The organism is Pseudoalteromonas sp. AWM4_233 (genome assembly GCF_056158285.1).
Window position 1 is genome coordinate 291,126 of sequence record NZ_JBSWSZ010000113.1, and the last position, 20,251, is coordinate 311,376.

The following is a 20,251-nucleotide window of genomic DNA, read 5'->3' on the forward strand; positions in this document are numbered from 1 at the left end:
AGCATTGTGTAAATATAAACTATACTCAAAAAAACACGCACTTTTGCAGAGAATTCTTATGAGAAGCATCGCTTTTGTCGCCGCCTTGTTAAGTCTTATCTATGCAGTAAACGTATCAGCAACTTCGAATACACAAGACGAAATAGCCTTGTTGAAAGCGCAATTAAAACTATTGCAGCAAAAAATAGAAGCGCTAGAAAAAGCCCAAGCAAATCATCCTGTAGCTGAAAAGTCAGCGCCAAAACCGAGTATAGATAAAACTGGTAAGGCTAAGCCTGACAAAGACCTAAAGTTTTACGCCACCATCAGACCGACTTATGGATATATAGATAACGCTGGTGAAAGCACCTTAGACGTCAGAGATGCGTTATCGCACATGGGCGTTAAATCAACTCATCAATTTTCGAATGAATATAAAGCCACGCTGCATGGCGAATGGGGCATAGATTTATCTAACAATGGCGATTTTGGTAAAGCAAGGCAAGTGTATGTCGCGCTCGACACGCCCCTCGGTGAAGTAGGTATAGGCAAACAGCGTCCCGCACAGTACTTATACATTGCTGAATATATTGATATTTTCAACCATGCCAGTAGTCCATTTGCCTACGACCCCGAAAGCATTTTCTTCGTGAACAACTTCCTCACCTACTCAAAACAATTCGGTGACTTTACCTTTAAAGCAGGCGCACAATACGACGGTGAAAATGGTGATAATTACTCAGACTTATTCAATGCAGGCCTAAGCTATGATGTCGATAACCTTCATCTCGCGATGACCTATCAAAACAACCAGGTGTATGACGCCGAAACACATTTAGGAGAGAACCGTATTTTAGCCTTCTCGGGTGCATACACTTTCCCATCAAACCTCTATCTTGCTGTGGGTTATCAAGACAAAAGTTACGATCGCATCACAAATAATGACCGAGATGGCTCAACATTCGATATTTCTATGGGCTATCCAATCTCCAAGCACTATAAACTTAAACTCGGATATTTTGATTTCGACGACGGCCTAGATAACAGTGGCAATGGTTTTGACGGCTATAACGTGACGCTGGAGTGGCTACCGGCCGACAAACTACGCTTTCATTTAGAGTACTTAACGAAGGACTATACCAATAGCACAGGATTTGATTCTATTTCTGTGGGCTTTAGATATGACTATGTGAAGTTTTTAGATGAGTAAAAGCAACCTATTACTATTGCTACTCTTTTGCTCATTGTTTTTATCAAACATCAGTGAAGCAAAAGCCGTAAAAGTAAAAGTGATTGTTGACGAGGATTACCCCCCTTATAGCTATGCGGTCAATGGTAACCCACAAGGGATTTACATTACTCTGATCAGAAAAGCGGCTAATTTACTGAAAAATGACTACGATATTCAGTTTGAAGCGATGCCATGGAAGCGAGCTTTAAAGGAAATAGAATTGGGCCATGCTTTTGCAATTTTGCCCCCGTACATACACAGGCAAGCTCGCCCATATATTGGACCCTACTCAGTCACATTATTAACAGAGAGGGTTGTCACTGTTTGTCACCCAAATACATATTTGCCAGAACTTTTAGCTCCAAGCAATCTTGATTTAAAAGATTTCTCTAACAGAAAACCGCTAAACGTGGGTATCAATGCAGGTTATTTAATGTTTGATGACAGATATAAAGCTTTAATAAAAAGCGGCGCTATTAAAGTATGGGAAAACAAAAGCACCCAGTCGAATTTGCAAAAATTACTTGAGAAAAAGCTCGACTGCTATGTAAATGATAGCCGTGCAATACAATTTAACTTAGCTCAAATGCCCAGTGCACTTGATATAAAATTTGTTGAAGTTGATGAGATAAGTCGTCAAACCGCGCATATTGGCTTTAGTAACAGTGAACATATTAAGTTTGCTTATAAAGAAGATTTAATACATAAACTCAACCAAGCAATCTTAACCATCAAAGAGCAATACCCTGAGTTCAAAGATTAAAAAGGGGCTACTCGCCCCTTATAAGAATAATGACTTTTAGTCTCTAAAGTTACTCGGCGCAGGTGGCACGACAAGCGGCTTTTTAGGGTTAGCTTCTAATTCTTTAAGAAGCTCTTTAACTGCGCGCTCGACCGAGGGGTCTTTTCCTGCATGAATAAGCTCTGGACGATCGACCACTTCGATATCTGGTGTTACCCCTTCATTCTCTATGATCCAGTTGCCGTCGTTATCAAGAATACGGAAAGTAGCAGCAATCACTTGCCCACCATCAACAAGGTATGGGTTACCAGAAATACCAATCAAGCCACCCCAAGTTCGCGTGCCAATTAACTTACCAAGACCTGCTTGACGGAAATAGTAAGGTAATGCATCACCACCTGAACTCGAATAACCGTTAATTAGCATGGCTTTAGGACCATCGTGTGCAAATGCTGGCGTTTTAGTTGGCTCAACACCACGACGTTTCCAGTAATTTAATGGCTTGCGAGATAACCAAGTAATTAAATGTTCAGGAATAAAACCACCACCGTTGTAACGATCATCAATGATCATGGCCTCTTTTGTCGTTTGTGGCATAAAGTTCTTGAATAAAGAGCGGTTACCTTCGTAGTGTGTATTTGGTAAATGTACATAACCAATCTTACCATTTGATAACTTGCTGACGTATTCAGCTCGGCTGTTCACCCACTCCAAGTATCGTAGACCTTGCTCACTGGCTACAGGTTTAACTGTCACCTTCCAAGCAGCATCTAAACTAGGTGAATCAGACAGCATTAGCTCAACTGGCTCACCCTGAGTATTTTCTAGCAATTCAAAGAAGTTACTCACTTGATCTACGGCTTGGCCATTCACCGATAAAATGAAGTTTCCTACAGAGGCATTAATGCCTGTTTGACCCAGAGGCGAGCGGAAGTCTTCATGCCAGTCTTCGCCTTGATAAATCTTGTTTATCTTTACAAAACCAGACGGGTGACTTTCTACTTCAGCACCTAATAGACCATGCTTTTTACGTTCAGCGGTTGGCGCATCGCCCGATTGAACATAAATATGACCCGCATTAATTTCACCCGCGATTTCGCTAAGCACATAATCTAAATCAGTTCTGTGTGCTACCGCATCCGCCATGGGTTGATAACGTTTTAAAATTGCATCCCAATCTTGGCCATGGTGATTTTCATCATAGAACCAATCACGCAATGTACGCCACCCCTCAACATACATTTGTTGCCACTCGACCTTAGGATCAATTTTTAAATTCATCTTCGAGAGATCGAGCTGATTCGCTTTAAGGTCTTGTTTTGCTTTAGGCTTAATAACACTGATGTTTTTACCTGAGCGAGCAATGATGTGTTTACCATTCGTCGACACTTTATACTGACTCACGCCAGAAGCGACTGTCGCCACTTTGCCATCAGGCTTATTCGAAATAAGCTTAAGGGCACCACCAGATAGCGTTAAAACCCCACCTTCTACACCCGTTAAGCCACGATAATTTCCTGCTGGTGCATTTGTAGCGACGACACGCTTCATAAAACCTTGAGGCTCAAGCGCATTCGTGTTTTCTTGTTTAGATTTATCTTCAGTCTTTTCAGTAACAATGCCCGCTTCATCAGAGCTTAATGCGTTAATGGGTGTGATTTGATTATTTACAGCAACCGCATAAACTCGCGTGGCACGATTAAACATATAATCAAACTCATACGAACTGAACGTTAAGTTGTAATCACGTTCAGAGCTGAAATACAGATACTCACCGTCAGGAGAAAAAGTCGGGTTACTTTCAGATGTCATCTCATCTGTTAAGCGTGTTACCTTCTGTGACTCAATATTGAAATGAAATAACGATGAGTAGCGGTTTTCGTTATTTTTTACATACACAATATCGTTTGAATTTGGCGACCAAACATATTGAGTAAGGCCGTTTTCATCAAACTTTGCTACATCTATTTTTGTTTGTTTGCCAGATACGATATCAAGTAACCAAAGTGTATGGTTTTTATCTGCAAAAAGTAGTTTGCTGTTATCAGGTGACCACTTAGGCGTGAAACGCCAAATTGTGCCATTACTTGTTAACTGTTTAACTTCATTATTGTTAGCACGATCTTTAATATAAATTTCATACTCGCCAGTCATATCGCTCATATAAGCGATATATCGACCATTTGGCGACCAACTGGCTTCTATCTCACGGCCTTCAGGCGTGTAGCTTAAGTTACGAGTCGGACCTTGTTTTACAGGTACTGTGAATATTTCACCGCGGGCTGTAAACACCGCGCGATTGCCATCATGAGAGATGTCCATCGAGTCAATAAAGTCACTCACATTTTTGCTGTAAGGCAAAGTATGCTCTCTGATCCCCTCAACATTTATCGTTAGTTTTTCAGAGGACTTTGTCGCTTCATCGAAACGGTATAGATAACCCCCATTCTCATAAACAATCGCATCTGGACCCGAAGAAGGCCACAATACATCGAAGTCATCGTGCGTTGTCATTCGAATAGGCGCTTTACCCTCACGGTATTTATATAAATTAAGGGTGTAATCTCTATCTGAGACGAAATAAATACTGTCATTTACCCAGGTAGGCTGTTGATCTGTAGCGCGATGAGACGTGAGTTGTTTTGAAGTATTATTTTCTAAGTCATACACCCACACATCTTGAGCACGACCACCACGTGAACGCTTCCACGTTCTAAACTCTCTGTCTATTGGGGTATAAACGTACTTGCTACCATCTGGAGAAAGCATACCGCCGCCCGTTTCAGGTATTGCCATGGGTTGCTCTAAGCCCCCTCCTGCTGGCACCATGTATGGACGACCCATTCGCTTACCCCAAGGCGTTCTATTTGCTCTAAATACGATATTTTTTCCGTCTGGCGTCCAATCCATAACACGGTAATCATAACCACCTCGAGGTGGCATAGGGCCAACATCATTGTAGTAAGTTAATTGTTTCAAACCTGAGCCATCACGGTTTATTACATAAACTTGGCGACTGCCGTTGTATTGGGCTGAGAATGCAATTTTACTTCCGTCTGGAGAAAACTTAGGAAAAGTTTCGAACCCCTCATGATGAGTTAAACGCTGGCTTTTTCCTGTCTTGGTGTTAGCAACGTAAATGTCACCTGCATATACAAATGTGACATGCTCTTTATGAATATCAGGGAATCGTAAGATACGGGTATCTTGCGTTTGAAACGCAGAAGCCAAAGGCGCAACGACGGCAGCCATGGCCAAAACAAGATTTTTAATTTTCATTCTTCGCTCGTTTTTATAATGACTAATGTTACATAATAACATTTAAGTCTGCTGTGAAAGCTTTTTGAGATAAGTTGGTTGTGACAAAATGTAACGATAAAAAGTAAATTGATACTCCTAGAGCTTTTTGTACATGTAAAAAACTCAACAGTAAAATTTGCTTAACTGGCTATGATTAGTAATATGGCAAGAAAGGTACATCTTGTGAGTAATCATGATTAGGGTTTTCGTTTTTTTCATTCTATTTTGTTTTTTGCCTAGTTTTTTCGTTCAGGCAAATCAACTTAATGTTATGTTTTTGAACCCGGGTCACCCATCAAATAATCCAACCGGGCATTTTTGGCCGAATGTTAATTACTTCATGCAAGAAGCTGCTGACGACTTAGACATCAACCTCACCACCATTTATGCCAACCGTAATCACATTCTCATGAAGTCATTTGCTACGGATGTGATAGCTAAAAAACCAGATTATGCGATTTTGGTCAATGAGAAAGGGGTCGCGGTCAAATTGGTTGAAGAGATCACCAAACATAAAATTCCAGTATTTATGTTGCTCAATGACCTCTCAGATGAAGAGCTTAGCTCTCTCTCCGCAGAGCAGAGACAATATTATGCTGGCAGCTTAATCCCGAATAATTTTGACGCAGGCTTTTCTTTAGCCGAACAACTCCATGATGCATTAGTCACAAACAAAACCACACACGGCAAAGTCAATGTGCTCGCCCTACATGGAGATACAACCTCTCCTGCTTCAGTTGCTCGAGCTGAAGGACTCAATAGCTTTTTGAATTCGCACCCTGAAGTGCACTTAATAGATAGCACAGTTGCACACTGGTCAAAACAACATGCTTATGAAAAAGTAAAAGGCATTTTGAAACACCAAAAGGTAGACATTATTTGGGCAGCCAATGATGCCATGGCCTGTGGCGCAACCTCTGCAGTAGCGAGTTACAACTTGTTACCAACAATGAGAATTGGCGGCATAAACTGGGATGACGATATTCCTGAAGGAAGACTAGCCGTGTCTGTTGGTGGTCATGTCACACTAGGCGCGTATGCCATGGTTATGATCAAAGAGTTATCTGAAGGCAAAAGGCAACCTGAAAGAATAGAACATTCTATTTTTCAACACAGTAACATCAAAGCCTACCAAGCCTTTATGTCGGCTTTGCAGCAAAAGCGTTTTAATCAGTGTAATTTTGCCAACTTCTTAAATGATTCAGATACCAAGCGCACGTTTTCTATCGACAATTTGATTTGTGAGTAGCAGTCATCAAAAGTGCGGGCTGTAAAAGCCTTTTTAAATAGTCTTATTAAAACTGTTTGGTGCAATAACACCTATAAATGTGAAATGAGTTGAGCATCAGCTTAGCTCGTTTCTGCCCCAAAACGTGTTTAGGTGAATTCATACTCAAAAGAGCGAAAAAGAGACCTACAATTCTTCTTCATTTCGCTCTATTTTCACTCCTAATAATACTCTACTTGCTTCCTGCTCAGCTAAGAGCGCTTCGTTTCATTACAGCCAGTTTAACTTTTTTCCATATGCGACCATCAATTGCTGATAACCCTAATGCAATTAATCCCATTCCTAAAAAATGTATTGCGGTTAAAGACTCACTCAAGAAAAGTGAACCAAGCAGTATTGCGGAAATAGGTATAAGCATCGTGACTAACAATAGGTTTGTGGCTCCGGCTAATTCTAAAATCCTAAAATAAAGCACATAGGCTATAGCGGTAGAGAAAATCGCAAGACAAATAACAGCACCCCAGGTACTTGGGTTTACGCCTTGTACATTGACTGGACCATCAATAAACAATGTTACAGGAATTAATATAAATGTTGACGCAGTTACTTGACCTGCTGCGGTTATGATTGGGTTAATTTTCATCGATTTGAATCTTCTACCATATACTCCAGCAAAGGCGTAAGATATTGTTGCTATTACAATTGCAATTTGCGCTAACAATTTACCTTCGCCACCGAATGTAGGTACACCAATCATAACGACCACGCCAGTTAATCCGATTCCTGCACCGATGATTTTTAATATAGAAGGACGCTCATCTGCAAGCATAATGCCCGCGATAATGACAGTAAATATAGGTGTTGCAGCATTGAGGATTGATGCAATGCCTGAGGCTACTTGAGTTTGCCCCCATGCAATTAATACAAATGGAATGACATTGTTCAATAATCCAATCGCAAAAAATGAAATCCAAACTTTCATTTTTTTTGGCGGACGGTGTCCCAGAATAAAAGCTATTCCCCATAAAATGATTGCGGCTATGGCAACTCTAAGAGTAACAATTGTGAATGGAGGTAATTCATTAACCGCTACACCCACAAAAAAGAAGGAACCACCCCACAAAACAGAAAGAATAATGAGCATTGCCCATACTTTAAAGTTCATTGTATGGCTGATGGATGTTGTCATTGTTGTTTTAACCCTAAGAGATAATAATTGTTTTCAATACTAACTATCGCTTCAATTTCAAAACATCCGAATATTGCTATTTCTTGTAAAGTAAAAACTATAGTAAAAAATAATTCCTTAGCAAGATTCAGATGTTTTCCACAGGTCTTATATGATTAGATAATATTCAACAGGTTAATTGATGAGAAGGGTTATGCCAGATTTATCTGAAAGCAAAATGAGAAAAGCAGTAGCACGAAGAGATAACGCCTTTGATGGGCAATTTTTCTACGGAGTTGTTACTACAGGGGTATTCTGCTTTCCATCATGCTCAACCAGATCACCAAACCCTGAAAACTTGAGGTTTTTCTTCAGTACAGAGTCAGCAATGAAGGAAGGTTTTCGTCCTTGCAAACGTTGCTCTCCATCAAAGCAAAATGACCGAACAGGTTTAATGATTGAAGTTGCTCGGTACATTGAAAACCATTTCGAAGATAAAATTACGTTAGCTCAACTAGGTACTGTAGCCAATCTTTCATCTTCTCGATTACAGCGAGTATTTAAAGAAATGTTCGGTGTATCGCCAAAGCAATATCAAGATGCTGTGCGTATGAGAAAATTTAAGCACTCGTTAAAAAGTGGTGAAGGAATTACTGAAGCTATTTACTCATCTGGTTTTGGTTCAATCAGTCGTATCTATGGTGAGGAAGCTCGGCACATAGGTATGACACCCAAAGCATACAGGGCCGGTGGTGAAGGAGAAGTCATTCATTACGCTTGCAGAAAAAGCGCTATCGGCCACATGATAATGGCAGCGACAGAAAAAGGAGTATGTTCAGTACAATTCGGAGAAGATGAGGAAGTGCTAGTTGACATGCTATCTAAAGAGTTTCCTAAAGCCCAATTAGTACACTCTGAAGCCCAGAATGCCCCAGAGCTAGATCAATGGATGATTGAATTGGATGCTCATATAAGTAGAGATGCACCAAAACCAAATATTCCTCTTGATATTCGAGGAACAGCCTTTCAAATCAAAGTATGGAAATTTCTGCTTAGTATCAGAGAAGGAGACGTAGCGAGTTATGGTGAAGTTGCCTCTCATATTGATAATCCTAAAGCTGTTAGAGCAGTAGGAACGGCATGTGGTAAAAACCCAATAGCAGTACTTATTCCATGCCACCGCGTACTCAGGGGAGATGGCTCCCTAGGTGGTTATCGTTGGGGTATAGAACGAAAAAGGACTTTATTGGACATCGACAGAAAAAATAGCAAACAAATAGACTAAAGTTGGCAAATCTCTGTAATTTAGTGTTTAGCTTAAACTCAACCATGTGCTTTTGCTTTATGTCGATCACATAAGCACATACTTATTGATCGCAATTAGTTCTATAGGTTAATTGTTTAACGTCTGATAATGACACAAAGCTATCCTTCATCTCTAACTCATTAATGTCCAAAAAAGTGTTAGAGCGATAATTCGCTCACAACAACCAGCCACCACCCTCTAAACCTCCATTTTACTAATCACTACCCCATTCTCATCGGCATACACCCAATCACCTTCTGATACCTCTGCACCGAGTAAAGTAAGCGAACTTAACACACAGCCTAAGCCTTGCTTTTTGGTTTTACGCGGTACGTGCCCTAGCGCCATGACACAAAAGGACAATGTTTTTAATATTTCCACATCGCGAACACAGCCATTTACAATAATGCCTGACCATTGGTTTTTAATGGCTGATATAGCCAGATTATCACCAAGAAAAGCAAATGATTTAGAGCCTTGAGCATCAACGATTAACACCTTATTTTCGCCTGGTTGTCGTAAAAACTCGCCAACTAGGCTGTTATCTTCTGGGCAGCGGATAATCACGGCTTGGCCTTTCATATAGCGTGATTTACCAAAGTGTGACAAGCCATGCTCCATAACTTGTAAAGTATCGCCGTATTCGTCGTACAGATCGGGGGTCGTGAAAACAGACATTTATGATTCCAATTTAAGTCAAGATAGTACTTACTTAAGCAGTTAAAATTAAAAATTCACAATCTCTTAAGCAAATAGCGGCTATTCATAGAATGCATATTATTGGTGAGTGCAACGGGCTTCTAGCGAGAGCTCTTGCTCTGAAATTTGTGTGATAGTTTCTAGATAACGCTCTTTGATGGGTAAGTCCAAGCCTTTTGAATAAATTTCGTCAATTGCATTTTGTAGTTGAGTAACCAATGTTTGAGGCACCCTCTTATTTAAAGCCAAATAATTTCCACCTAGTCGAGGATCATCTATATAGTAAGCTGGAACAACCTGCTCAGGTCGAAGTCGATAATTCTGAATGTGGAATTTCAAGCTATTCGCGGAGGCAATAAACAAATCGAGTTTGCCCTCAGTAAACGCTTTTATTTCTGCAAACTTTTCAGAAAAAAGAATGTAATTTATATGCTCTTTAAATCCCCACTGCTTGAGCACTTCTTCATATGCATCGCCTTTATGTAAAGCAACCGTGTAATTTGCCAACTCTTCTTTGTTGTTTATTTCAATATCATCGCGTTCAGTAAGTTTATAAAAGCACCCAGGGCTTGAAATAAGTGGCCCAACCCATTGGAATTGCTGTTCACGGCTTGGCAGCCTAGATGTGGACACTAGACCACTATGCTCATGTTTTAGGCTCAATGTCATCGCGCGCTTCCAAGGGTACAATGCAAAATTGCATGTTAAATTTGCCATTTTACAAGCCATAGCCACAATATCGGCATTCACGCCAACGACAACGCCTTTTTCTAGAAAGTTATAAGGTGGAAATTCTTCGGTATAGATGGTGAGCGATTGCTCAGAACCAATAGCATAGGTCGAAGCAAACAGCAGAGCAATACAGCACCTTTTTAACTTCATCAAGCAACACCTTAGATAAAAATAAGAGTATGAAAAACTTATGTTTCAAGTTTATGTCTAAATTTAAGCATAGGAAGAAAATAGAGAATTGCCATTTCCTGAATGAATTATGGAAATGGCCGTTAAGTGAAATATAGAGGGTGTTTATAAGCTAAAGGTTTTGCCTACGGTAAACAAAATTGTCGAATCGCCATAGGTGTCGAGATCGGTGTCTTCATAACCCAAAGATAAGTCCCAGCCGCTGACGGAGTAATTCCCCGTCACTCGCCAATGAATGTAGTCATCGTCTTTGTCCTCCCAAGTCCACTTTTCATCATCCATACTCATGGAGTAATCGATGCCTACATCAACCGAAAATGACTCGTTCACAGGGAAGTTATGAGTCAGCATCACAATACTATGGCCTGCACCAGTGCCAAAGTAATCCCACGCATACCAAAAGTTAAGGTTAGTGTTACCGTAATTAAACTTTGCATAGGCTTCTGCATAGTTATAGCTAGAACTCACATCGGCACCATGGTAGGTGTACTGCGCAATACCGACATCTAAATTAAGCACATCATTCAGAGCCGTGTAGTAACCTACATAACCATCAAACTCGATGTTGGTATCTTCGCCAAAATCGACATTTGAACCCCAGACTCCTGCATACCACCCGGTATCCCCAGCCCAATCAAAGCTTGCCTGAATGGCTGGGTCTTCTTGAGTTTGGCTTACCCCATTAAACAAATAATCAGACACACCCGTCACTGTAATTGAGGTATCAGCCAAAGTCGGAAAAGCGCATAAACACAGTGTATATAAAATCGATTTTTTCATTATTGAACTCTGAAATAATTTTCCTTTATGAAATGAGAGTAGTACAAAAATTACTGCTGTAAACAAATGAACAGACTATTTCTAAAACAGAAATACTTTACCTTTAAGTAACATTAAGCAATACCTTGTTGCTAATACCAAAATATCTACACTTTTATTATCAGCCATACTTAACCCTGTTTTTAAGGTATTTAACATAACAGCACCTGAATATTTAGGATTATGGACTAATATAAACTTATAACTTCCCCAATCGCCCCGCTCGTCGGGGCATTTTTTTGTTTTGATTAAAGCGAATATATAGCAAAGCTCAACACGCCCTGATATTTCTGCAATAAATTTATTTGCTCTGGCGAGCACACTCACAAAATGTCTTTTTATGTCGATTTTATGTTTCAACTGACAAAGCTCATCACGTTAATATAGATTCATTCTCTGAGTAAAACCTAAAAAACAACTTACATGACCATCAAACAAGCCTATTTCATCGCCGATGGCTTTCAAGCTCTTGACCTCTTTGGTCCGCTTGATGCCTTTATGGAAACTAACAGCATTCAAGCCAATGCCTATCAGTGCAAGTTGTTAGGGATCAGCAAACAGCCTGTACAAACCGCTTACGGGCAAAACGTGTCTGTCGATTACTCTCTAAGTGATGAGTTTGAGTATGATGATTTGATCATTTGCGGGGGCACTGGCATGCGTACCTTGCAACTAACTACAAAACAGCTTAATGCGCTTTCTGACATAGCTAAAAAAGCAAAACGTGTCTTTAGCATTTGCACCGGGGCGTTTATTCTTGCCAAACTCTTTGATGAGAAAGCTCTGACGATTACAACACACTGGCGTCATTGTGAGAGCCTAGCGAAGCAGAACCCAAATAAAACCGTCACGCCTGATCCCCTCTTTATTCGTGATGAAAACATATGGTCATCAGCCGGTGTGCTGTCTGGTGTTGATTTAGCTCTGGCTATTATTCGCGAAGACTATGGCAATAGCATGGCTGCTAAAGTCGCTAAAGACTTGGTGGTGTATCTGCAGCGAGCAGGCTCACAGCAGCAATATTCAGATATTTTAGCGCTACAATCCGGTGAAAGTTTAAAGCTCTCGCCATTAATTGATTGGTTAAGTACGCAATTAGACAAATCTGTCACCGTTACTCGTATGGCAGAGTTTTGCAGCTTGAGCGAGCGACAACTCACTCGACTATTTAAACAGCACCTTAACTGCACGCCTAGTCATTATTTTCGGGTACTCAAACTTAATCATGCCAGAGATCTATTGTGTGAAGAAAACATCAGCCTGCAGTTTATCTCGCAAAAATTAGGTTTTAACAATTACGACAGTTTCCGCCGTGCTTTCATAAAGCAATTTGGCCTCTCACCTTCACAGTATGCAAAAGGCACACACGCATGAAAATAATTTTTAAATTACTCGTTATCGCCTTGTGTAGCTTTAGCACCAATGCCGACACACTTTCAATTAAACAGCAGCAAGCTTGGCTAGAAGACATTAACTTTTTTGAAACCCAAGTCAGAACCAAGCATATTGAACCGTTTCATACGCTTGCAGAGGGAGACTTTGCTAAACTTTTAAAAGAACTCAAACAAGATTTACCACTACTAAGCGAGCCTCAAGTAGAAGCGCGATTAATGGCTATCACTGGAGCCCTTGGTGACGGGCACACTAACTATTTCATGATGTCAGGACCTCACCAGCACTTTCCTGTTAGGTATAAATTCTTTGATAATAAATTACGCGTCATTGATACAACTAAGCAATATCAGCACCTAATCGGCGCTGAGCTCAAAACCATCAATGGCTTAACCGTTGAAGCACTCTTTGAGTTAATCACACCTCTGTTGCCTGGCATCGATAACCAATTTAGCGCCAAAACCCGCTTTGAATACTACTTAACGTTACATAAGCTCTTACTTGGTCTTGGCTTTGTAAAAGATAATGCTGTGGCAAGTTTTAAATTTGAACTCAATGGTAATTTGCTTATAGAACAAATAGCGCCTATTGAGATGAGCGAATTTTCCAAACTCAGTTCCGCCTTTAAAAGTCACTCAGATAAATTAAATATGCTAGATATTGGCATGCCGGGTATAAGCCTAGGCTTGTTAAAAGATAAAAAAATCGCTTACTTTGATTTTAATGCCTACCCTAGCTTTGAGCAGGTCATCGCTAAGTGCAAAACACTGCAAAAACAATTAATGGCTGCGAAATCAAAATATTTGATTATCGATTTCAGAGGCAATGGCGGTGGCAGTTTTTACACTGGTTTGGCTTTTTCATCTTGCCTGTTACCTATGGACCAATTTGATTGGAGAACGGGTGTGTTTGTTCTCACAGATGAACAGACCTTTTCTGCGGCAATGAGTAACACCGTACAGTTTAAACAAATTCTCAATGCGCGTATTTTCGGCACGCCAACCGGTGGTGATCCAAATCAGTTCTCCGAAAGCTATCGCTTCGTTTTACCTAACTCGAAAAGAAAGTTGAGTGTATCAAAACGCTATTACCCGTTTCTCTTTGAAGATACAGATGCTGTGTACCCTGATATGTTGATTGCAACTTCATGGCTAGATTACCAGCAAGGCAACGACCCTGTGCTCTCAGCGGTACTGGCTGAAATTGAAAAATAGAGAACAACACATGCTCCAATTAAAACCTAATTGCGAATGCTGCGATAAAGCTTTACCTTCAGATTCAACTGAGGCGATGATCTGCAGTTATGAATGCACTTTTTGTAGACACTGTGTAGAAATTGAGTTTGATAATGTGTGTCCCAACTGCGGTGGCAACTTTGAAGCAAGGCCTATTCGCCCTGTAAAAGTTCGCTGAGAAAACAGAGTAAGGGCTAGCACAATCTTTTAATTTCACTGCAAGACATTGAGCAAATTTCTAATATTGCGAGCAATGTATTTATAGTTACAATGGCAATAAATACATTGCTCGCAAAGTCATGAACTGTGAGTAAACGTTTATCAAAGGATTACTCATGGACAGACAAGAAACGCTGGTTCAATATTTCAAAGAGCATGATGGGTGCGAACCATCACTTGATTTAGCAAAACACAAAAAAATGGTGAACAGCCCATTTCAGTTTCTGCGCGGCTCAGCGCCGCTTATGTATCTAGACTTAGCAAGCCACATAATCACTTTGCCTGATTCCTTAGAGAGTATCCCACTCACAACAATTATGGGCGACTGTCATACCAGTAATTTTGGTTTTTTAAGTGAAGAGGGTTCGCATGGTGAAACCGTGGTGTTTTCACCAAATGACTTCGATGATGCCTGTTTTGGTCATGCCAGTTGGGATCTATTCAGATTTTTAGTCAGCCTGCCACTGGCACAAGCCGAAGCAGCTCAAATTCAAACTGAGTCAGAATGTGAAAAACTCAAAGCAAAACCCCTTGCTGATGAGCAACAAGTACATTCAGCTCAGCAAGCTTTCTTGAGTGCATATATCGAAACTTGTGAGCGCTCTCTACAACACAAAAACGACAGTCAAACCGCACTCACTGAGTTCTCAAAAGGTCATATTTTGTATAAGCGCTGGCATAAGGCGCTGACAAGAGTAGTCGGTGGCGAAGCCTTTATGACTAAAAGCACCTTGGCTAAAGAGGTCGATTTAGTTCAATGGCGATTTAAACAAAACCCTGACAAGTTTATTCCTCTACCTGATGACATCTATGAAAACCTGTACATGCAATTCAGGCCTTTTATGGACGATGAAATTCTCGATATCGTCATGCGCCATAACGCTGGTACAGGCTCAAATAATTTAGGTCGCTACTATGTTTTAGTTGGCCCAAGCCAGCCCCATGATGCAGGTAAAACACATATTGTTGAAATAAAGCAGCAAAGAGAAGCAGCGCCAATTAAGTACTTTCCAAAGGTATCAGTAAACAACCGACTCTCCGCGGCGCATTTAACCGTCAATTGCCAAAGAAAAATGCAACGCCGACCCGACCTAATTCTCGATGATGCAATTTGGCAAGACAAACATTGGTTACTTCGCTCTCGCCACCATGCCCGTGTTGGTATAGATTCAGAGCACTTTATGTTAGGTAAAAGAGCCGCAGAAAAAGGCGGCGTTATTCAATATGCACTGAGTTGTGGTGAAGCGCTGGCACTCGCGCATATGCGAGGAGATCGCCGCTCTATAGACTTCCAAAAAGCTGTCGTTGCTTGCTTACCTAACCAAGTAAAGAGTTTAATTCGAACAGCAAATAATTACGTTGGGCAAGTTAATAATGACTTATTAATAATGAAAAACTTGATGGAAGACCCAAATAGTTAGGACTTTATAAAAATACAGCGGTGTTTTATCACCGTAAATACTTCTTTTAAATATATTGGTTTGTTGAACTATTAATATTTCAACCAACCAATATAATTAATGAAAAAATCAAAATTAAAACAAAAACTTACAATTCTGTGCTTGCTGGAACATTTCCAAAACTCCATTATAGGGACAAACCTAACGCGTGTCTCTTCAAGTAATCCGGAAACCAACATCGCTTTCAGGTTAGATTTATTTTTAAACAGACAAAAGGATTTTTTAAATGAAAAAACGACTTATTTCTTCCCTATTATGCATAAGCTCACTCTACATTTCTTCAGCACAAGCCGAAAGTAACTGGTATGCAGGTGCATCATATGGGGGCCAAGAAATTTCTCTACCGGGTAGAGACTTTAATACAGCTGGGTTAATCGCTGGTTATGAAATTAATCAATTTATAGCGTTGGAAACAAGAATTTCAGTTGGAACATCGGGCTACTCCAGCGTTTACTCAGGTACAAAAGACAAGTACAGTGAAGATATTGATAGTCAGGGCATGTTTTTGCTGAAAGCCTCTTATCCACTACTTGAAACACTGAGCATTTATGGTTTAGTTGGTTACACAAGTACAAAATTAGAGATAGAAGGGTTCGGTGCTTATAACGATATAAACGACAATATCGTAGGAAGCTTCCAGTTCACTCATACTGAGACATTTAACGGAGCAAGCTATGGAGTTGGCTTAGACTATCAAGTTACCGATTCAATAAGCATCTTTTTTGAACACCAAGTACTTCCTGATTTTGATCCTTTTTCAGTGTCTGAAAGCTGGAAAGCATCGACAATTGGATTCACTTACGCATTTTAGATTTTCAGAGCTGCTCTGTAGGTTATGCATTCATATTTAAAACATAACCTACTTCTTCTATATTTTTTCAATTACTCTCCTATCGACTATTCTAACATTATGAATAGTTAACTCTGCTCTATTATGCTCATCGAATTCATTTATACCAGTACACCCTCAGAACCTTTTTCTTGGACAGAGTTAGAAGTTCTCAGGCACGAGTGCGAGAAGCGAAATAATATTGAAAAAATAACCGGTATGCTGCTCTATGATGGAAAACATTTTATGCAAGTGTTAGAGGGCCAAGAAAAAAAGGTGCTAGCACTGTTTGAACTGATAAAATCAGATCCCAGACATCACAATATTGAAGCTCTCATACAAAACCCTATCGATAAGCGAAACTTCGGAGATTGGGCAATGGGGCTCATTACTTGCGATGAAAAAACGCAACTGCAAACTGTGACTGAGTTAAGAGGAAAAACCAGAAAACCACTGAGTTATGAATTGCTTTATGCCTTTGCCCATAACGAACTCACTATTGATGATATCGTAGAAACAAATACGCCATCAGAAAGGAAATAACCTAATCAAGCTGTAAACCCCCTTTACACTTTACGAGTGAGTTGTTTTTCGGCTATGTCTTAAATCGACCAACTAGGGCATTCAGCCTTGCAGCCAATTCAGATAAGTTCTGTGCATTCCCCTCAGCAACCACCGACACTTCTGCAACCTCATCCGCCACAGTTTTTATGTCGACCACATTACGATTTATATCTTCAGCAACATGTTGCTGCTCTTCGGCTGCAGTCGCAATTTGCGAGTTCATATCACTGATCAAATCCACCGAGTCAGTAATTGAATTGAATGCCTGTTGGGCCTCTTGTGTATATTCCACAGTTTGACTTGAAGTCTGCAAACTAGACTTCATCTCATGAGAAATGCCTTGTGTCATCTGGCGAAGTTTAGAAAGCTGAGTAGAGATTTCTTCTGTTGATTCTGATGTTCTTACCGACAAGGCTCTCACTTCATCAGCTACCACAGCAAAACCCCGTCCTTGCTCTCCCGCCCTTGCAGCTTCAATAGCAGCATTCAGTGCAAGTAAATTAGTTTGCTCGGCAATGCCACGGATCACATCTAAAATAGACGTGATGCTTTCGCTTTCATTATCTAACTGTTCGATATTCGACGCAGAGTCTCTAAGTGTATGACTTAAAACCTGCACGCTCTCAACGGTTTTTTCAATCACCATTTTACCATCTGTTGCTGCGTCTTTAGTTTGATTAGCTGAGTCGGCAGCACTGGCACAACTGGCCGCAACTTCATTGGCTGTTGCAGCCATTTCATTAATAGCCGTTGCAGCTTGCTCTAAAGCCATTTGTTGCATCTGAATTGAATTACTGAGGTTTTGCGATAACGTTTTAGTTTTATCTGAGGACTGATTAATACTGCCTGAACTGTCGTTTATTTCATTTACTAACGCTGCAATTGAACCTAAAAACTGATTAAAACTACCTGCCAGTTTGCCCGTTTCATCATTGCTGCGAATTTTCAGCCTTTGACTCAAGTCCCCTTCCCCTTGAGATATTTGTTCGAGTCCATCGGTTACTTCAATGATTGGATTCGAAATCAACCTTGCTAAGTACACACTTAAGGGTGATAAAAGCAGTAACAATACAATACTAACTACAACAATAACCCAAGTCATTGCATTAGCCGATGCCATCACTTCACTCTTTTTAAGTAACCCCACAAACTTCCATTTCAAATTTGGTGAGGTATAAATATTCGCAATATAATTATTACCATCTATGTCGATTTCTGCTTGACCTGAAGACTTTTCAGCTAGCGTTTGATATAAGCCATTAGAGACTTGAGAAAACGCTTTGAAATTGTTTTGTGGATGCTTAGCATCAACCAAAATAGTCCCTGTATCTTCCACTAACACTAAATAACCTGACTCTCCCAATTTAATATTTTGAATAAGTTCAGTCAGGCCTTTTAAAGACACATCCATGCCCGTTACCCCAAATACATTTCCACGACTATCTTTCAAGGATTTAACTGTGGAAACGATAACAGCATCATCAGGCTCCCAATAATAAGCGTTTGTTCTGACAGGCTCTGAACTCGCATTGAGACCCTTTTTAAACCAAGGACGGGGACGAGGATCGTAATTAGCGCTTACACTCCCTTTTGGCCATTGAGTGTAGCCACCTTGCTGGTTTCCCATATAAATATAAGCAATACCTGGATGAGAAGAACCGAACTGATTAAATAAATTAAATATGCTGGCCTCTATGGTGCCATTTTGCTCCGGTGTCATGGTTTTGGTGGTGTTGCTTGCCATATAAGTCGCAATACCAGACTGCCCTTTTATTACACTTGGGTGCTGTGCGATATACATGACATCTTTACTGATCTCTGAAAAAAACATAGAGATGGCATTATCAACTTGCTCAACTTCACGGGTATTCGCTGATGAGAAGTTATCAAATGCTTGCTGTCTTGCTTGTGTCACCATAATCACAGCAACAATTACAATAGGGACAAATAAGGTCGCTAACAATGCCCAAATGAGTTTCTTGGAAATCGACATAACACTTTCATGAAAAACCATTTTTATAAATATGGTCAGCGCACTCAATTACGTCAAGTTGCTAAAGTAAGCTATCATTATTGCAATATGGTTCTATTTTTAGGGCATGTTATGCGTCTATTGTCTTCTTTTTTTCTAGCTCCTTATCTGTTTATGTCGGCAAATGCGGTTGCTGAAATTGGCTTTGCTGGCGGGTTTTGGATTAACTACAGCTATGATGAGAATAGCTATGACACTAACCTAGGCGACCAAGCGCTTGTCTTTTATTTAGATAAGAAAGAAGACAAATCCAATCCTTGGCATTATTCCGCTGAACTTAGACTTGGGCCTGGCGGGTTCACTGATTCAGATAACAACACCACAGGCTCTGATTATGTGCTGCACAAAGCATGGGTTAGTTATAACTTTAATGCGTCCCACAAGCTGGTTATAGGTAAAAGCCAACTCCCCTTTGCTTGGAAAACCGGTAATTTCTGGCCCGGCGATATGTTTTTGGCTGCATATGGCGACCAAATGGACGTCGGTCTGAAGTATCAAGGCAACTTTAGTAATACCACTGTTCAAATTGCTTATTATCCTAGGGATGATTGGCGAAGCACATCAACTGACAGCACTGATGACAACAGACACTGGGGAAGTCGCCAAACATATAGAAAATTAAACTCGCTAGTCGGTGACTTTCAGTGGCATATTTCGGATTCGCATACCTTAGGGGTCTCAACTCAAACGGCTGAACTAGAAGAGTTCATTACGGGCAATAAGCAAACAGATGGCAAGCACCAAGCAATGACTGCTTACTACTTAGGTAACTATGATAACTGGGCGGTAAAACTCAGTTACATTGACGGAGAACGTCAGCTACCGAATGCCTATTTCACAGCGAATAATTTACCTCAAGATATCAAAAACTCTCGATATAACGCAGAACTCAGCTATCAAATGGGTGACTGGACATTCTTAGTCGATGCCACATTCGCTAAATCAGACACTCAAGGCGGTGTTGATTCAACAGTGAGTGCTTGGGCTCCGGGTGTTAAATATAATTATGGCCCAGGCTGGGTTTATTTAGAGTACCTAAACCAAGATGCTTGGTTTGATAGAGACATGAAAATCAATAAGGGCGATTTTTCAGCTTGGTATCTGACATTAGATTATTACTGGTAATT

The 20,251-nt window shown here is 40.4% G+C and carries 18 protein-coding genes; 11 read left to right on the forward strand and 7 right to left on the reverse strand.

All coding sequences use genetic code 11. The features are described from left to right. The first annotated feature begins 58 nt into the window (after window positions 1–58). Window positions 59–1,189: a porin gene (locus ACXAC4_RS22830; RefSeq protein WP_475165861.1), complete on the forward strand. Its 1,131-nt coding sequence runs from the start codon at window positions 59–61 to the stop codon at window positions 1,187–1,189. Continuing rightward, the gene (locus tag ACXAC4_RS22835) at window positions 1,182–1,973 is read left to right on the forward strand and encodes a substrate-binding periplasmic protein (protein WP_475165864.1); all 792 of its coding nucleotides are present in this window, start codon (window positions 1,182–1,184) and stop codon (window positions 1,971–1,973) included. Before ACXAC4_RS22830 ends, ACXAC4_RS22835 begins: the two co-directional genes overlap by 8 nt. Before the next feature lie 36 nt (window positions 1,974–2,009). Here ACXAC4_RS22835 and ACXAC4_RS22840 read toward each other — a convergent pair whose 3' ends face one another. After that, window positions 2,010–5,231 (reverse strand): S41 family peptidase, encoded by a 3,222-nt coding sequence (locus ACXAC4_RS22840; protein WP_475165868.1) that lies wholly within the window; start codon window positions 5,229–5,231, stop codon window positions 2,010–2,012. Window positions 5,232–5,523: 292 nt separating this feature from the next. On the opposite strand from ACXAC4_RS22840, the gene ACXAC4_RS22845 reads away from it, so the two are divergent. Then, on the forward strand, window positions 5,524–6,501 hold the full coding sequence (locus ACXAC4_RS22845; protein WP_475165872.1) for an ABC transporter substrate-binding protein: 978 nt from the start codon (window positions 5,524–5,526) through the stop codon (window positions 6,499–6,501). A 226-nt stretch (window positions 6,502–6,727) separates the two neighbouring features. Here the strand turns inward: ACXAC4_RS22845 and ACXAC4_RS22850 are convergent, their stop codons facing one another. Further along, on the reverse strand, window positions 6,728–7,669 hold the full coding sequence (locus ACXAC4_RS22850) for a DMT family transporter (protein ID WP_475165877.1): 942 nt from the start codon (window positions 7,667–7,669) through the stop codon (window positions 6,728–6,730). A 193-nt stretch (window positions 7,670–7,862) separates the two neighbouring features. Between ACXAC4_RS22850 and ACXAC4_RS22855 the strand changes: the two genes are divergently transcribed. Next, complete coding sequence (locus tag ACXAC4_RS22855) at window positions 7,863–8,933, forward strand: bifunctional transcriptional activator/DNA repair enzyme AdaA (protein WP_475165879.1); 1,071 nt, start codon at window positions 7,863–7,865, stop codon at window positions 8,931–8,933. Window positions 8,934–9,152: 219 nt separating this feature from the next. Here the strand turns inward: ACXAC4_RS22855 and rraA are convergent, their stop codons facing one another. From rraA to ACXAC4_RS22875, 4 genes are all read right to left on the reverse strand, one after another. After that, window positions 9,153–9,632 carry a ribonuclease E activity regulator RraA gene (rraA, locus tag ACXAC4_RS22860; protein ID WP_475165881.1) on the reverse strand — a complete coding sequence of 160 codons (480 nt, stop codon included), beginning with the start codon at window positions 9,630–9,632 and terminating at the stop codon, window positions 9,153–9,155. Between the two features lie 99 nt (window positions 9,633–9,731). After that, window positions 9,732–10,535, reverse strand: a complete 804-nt coding sequence (locus ACXAC4_RS22865; RefSeq protein WP_475167718.1) for a substrate-binding periplasmic protein — start codon at window positions 10,533–10,535, stop codon at window positions 9,732–9,734. Window positions 10,536–10,679: 144 nt separating this feature from the next. After that, window positions 10,680–11,354 carry a TorF family putative porin gene (locus ACXAC4_RS22870; protein WP_475165884.1) on the reverse strand — a complete coding sequence of 225 codons (675 nt, stop codon included), beginning with the start codon at window positions 11,352–11,354 and terminating at the stop codon, window positions 10,680–10,682. A gap of 81 nt (window positions 11,355–11,435) precedes the next feature. Next, window positions 11,436–11,753 (reverse strand): hypothetical protein, encoded by a 318-nt coding sequence (locus ACXAC4_RS22875; protein WP_475165886.1) that lies wholly within the window; start codon window positions 11,751–11,753, stop codon window positions 11,436–11,438. Window positions 11,754–11,816: 63 nt separating this feature from the next. Between ACXAC4_RS22875 and ACXAC4_RS22880 the strand changes: the two genes are divergently transcribed. The 6 genes from ACXAC4_RS22880 (at window position 11,817) to ACXAC4_RS22905 (ending at window position 17,071) form a co-directional block, all read left to right on the forward strand. Next, window positions 11,817–12,767, forward strand: coding sequence for a GlxA family transcriptional regulator (locus ACXAC4_RS22880; protein ID WP_475165887.1), 951 nt, complete (start codon window positions 11,817–11,819; stop codon window positions 12,765–12,767). Continuing rightward, window positions 12,764–13,999, forward strand: coding sequence for a S41 family peptidase (locus ACXAC4_RS22885; RefSeq protein ID WP_475165890.1), 1,236 nt, complete (start codon window positions 12,764–12,766; stop codon window positions 13,997–13,999). The genes ACXAC4_RS22880 and ACXAC4_RS22885 overlap by 4 nt, the downstream gene beginning before the upstream one ends. 10 nt (window positions 14,000–14,009) lie before the next feature. Continuing rightward, the gene (locus tag ACXAC4_RS22890) at window positions 14,010–14,198 is read left to right on the forward strand and encodes a DUF1272 domain-containing protein (RefSeq protein WP_475165891.1); all 189 of its coding nucleotides are present in this window, start codon (window positions 14,010–14,012) and stop codon (window positions 14,196–14,198) included. Window positions 14,199–14,355: 157 nt separating this feature from the next. Continuing rightward, window positions 14,356–15,660: a DUF2252 family protein gene (locus ACXAC4_RS22895; protein WP_475165892.1), complete on the forward strand. Its 1,305-nt coding sequence runs from the start codon at window positions 14,356–14,358 to the stop codon at window positions 15,658–15,660. 265 nt (window positions 15,661–15,925) lie between these two features. After that, window positions 15,926–16,510, forward strand: coding sequence for an outer membrane beta-barrel protein (locus tag ACXAC4_RS22900; protein ID WP_475165894.1), 585 nt, complete (start codon window positions 15,926–15,928; stop codon window positions 16,508–16,510). Window positions 16,511–16,633: 123 nt separating this feature from the next. After that, entirely contained in the window at window positions 16,634–17,071 is a 438-nt protein-coding gene (locus tag ACXAC4_RS22905) for a BLUF domain-containing protein (RefSeq protein WP_475165896.1), read from the forward strand. A gap of 52 nt (window positions 17,072–17,123) precedes the next feature. Here the strand turns inward: ACXAC4_RS22905 and ACXAC4_RS22910 are convergent, their stop codons facing one another. Beyond that, on the reverse strand, window positions 17,124–19,085 hold the full coding sequence (locus tag ACXAC4_RS22910; protein WP_475165898.1) for a methyl-accepting chemotaxis protein: 1,962 nt from the start codon (window positions 19,083–19,085) through the stop codon (window positions 17,124–17,126). A 9-nt stretch (window positions 19,086–19,094) separates the two neighbouring features. Here ACXAC4_RS22910 and ACXAC4_RS22915 point away from each other — a divergent pair, with 9 nt between their 5' ends. Beyond that, window positions 19,095–20,249 (forward strand): hypothetical protein, encoded by a 1,155-nt coding sequence (locus ACXAC4_RS22915; protein ID WP_475165900.1) that lies wholly within the window; start codon window positions 19,095–19,097, stop codon window positions 20,247–20,249. Window positions 20,250–20,251: the final 2 nt, after the last annotated feature.

Excerpts from the sequence above, each read along its gene's own strand:
- ACXAC4_RS22830 (WP_475165861.1), top strand. The coding sequence starts at position 59 with ATGAGAAGCATCGCTTTTGTCGCCGCCTTGTTAAGTCTTATCTATGCA.
- ACXAC4_RS22840 (WP_475165868.1), bottom strand. The coding sequence starts at position 5,231 with ATGAAAATTAAAAATCTTGTTTTGGCCATGGCTGCCGTCGTTGCGCCT.
- ACXAC4_RS22850 (WP_475165877.1), bottom strand. The coding sequence starts at position 7,669 with ATGACAACATCCATCAGCCATACAATGAACTTTAAAGTATGGGCAATG.
- ACXAC4_RS22915 (WP_475165900.1), top strand. The coding sequence starts at position 19,095 with ATGAAAAACCATTTTTATAAATATGGTCAGCGCACTCAATTACGTCAA.
- rraA (WP_475165881.1), bottom strand. The coding sequence starts at position 9,632 with ATGTCTGTTTTCACGACCCCCGATCTGTACGACGAATACGGCGATACT.
- ACXAC4_RS22865 (WP_475167718.1), bottom strand. The coding sequence starts at position 10,535 with ATGAAGTTAAAAAGGTGCTGTATTGCTCTGCTGTTTGCTTCGACCTAT.
- ACXAC4_RS22880 (WP_475165887.1), top strand. The coding sequence starts at position 11,817 with ATGACCATCAAACAAGCCTATTTCATCGCCGATGGCTTTCAAGCTCTT.
- ACXAC4_RS22855 (WP_475165879.1), top strand. The coding sequence starts at position 7,863 with ATGCCAGATTTATCTGAAAGCAAAATGAGAAAAGCAGTAGCACGAAGA.
- ACXAC4_RS22835 (WP_475165864.1), top strand. The coding sequence starts at position 1,182 with ATGAGTAAAAGCAACCTATTACTATTGCTACTCTTTTGCTCATTGTTT.
- ACXAC4_RS22905 (WP_475165896.1), top strand. The coding sequence starts at position 16,634 with ATGCTCATCGAATTCATTTATACCAGTACACCCTCAGAACCTTTTTCT.
- ACXAC4_RS22895 (WP_475165892.1), top strand. The coding sequence starts at position 14,356 with ATGGACAGACAAGAAACGCTGGTTCAATATTTCAAAGAGCATGATGGG.
- ACXAC4_RS22885 (WP_475165890.1), top strand. The coding sequence starts at position 12,764 with ATGAAAATAATTTTTAAATTACTCGTTATCGCCTTGTGTAGCTTTAGC.
- ACXAC4_RS22900 (WP_475165894.1), top strand. The coding sequence starts at position 15,926 with ATGAAAAAACGACTTATTTCTTCCCTATTATGCATAAGCTCACTCTAC.
- ACXAC4_RS22890 (WP_475165891.1), top strand. The coding sequence starts at position 14,010 with ATGCTCCAATTAAAACCTAATTGCGAATGCTGCGATAAAGCTTTACCT.
- ACXAC4_RS22845 (WP_475165872.1), top strand. The coding sequence starts at position 5,524 with ATGTTTTTGAACCCGGGTCACCCATCAAATAATCCAACCGGGCATTTT.
- ACXAC4_RS22910 (WP_475165898.1), bottom strand. The coding sequence starts at position 19,085 with ATGTCGATTTCCAAGAAACTCATTTGGGCATTGTTAGCGACCTTATTT.
- ACXAC4_RS22870 (WP_475165884.1), bottom strand. The coding sequence starts at position 11,354 with ATGAAAAAATCGATTTTATATACACTGTGTTTATGCGCTTTTCCGACT.